This window comes from uncultured Kordia sp., from assembly GCF_947496985.1.
GTDB lineage: Bacteria > Bacteroidota > Bacteroidia > Flavobacteriales > Flavobacteriaceae > Kordia.
Map to the genome: position 1 here is coordinate 1 of NZ_CANMEZ010000050.1, position 227 is coordinate 227.

The 227-nt window shown below is 41.9% G+C and carries 1 protein-coding gene; it reads left to right on the forward strand.

What is annotated here, in order from left to right:
- Positions 1-227: Calx-beta domain-containing protein (locus tag Q0828_RS24455; RefSeq protein ID WP_298428000.1), on the forward strand; the 227-nt coding region annotated here is incomplete at both ends.

Here is a 227-nt window from a genome sequence, read left to right on the forward strand (position 1 = left end):
ATTACTACGGTAGACAACAGTGCGACAGATCCAGCTGATTATACAAGCACAACAGTTACTGCTACGATTCCAGCAGGACAGACAACAGTTAATGTTAATATTCCAATTACAGATGATACAGTAGGGGAATCAACAGAAGACTTTACCGTGACTGGAACGGTGACAAGTGGGAACACTTCTAATGCATCAGATACTGGAACGGTAACAATCACAGATAATGATACCCC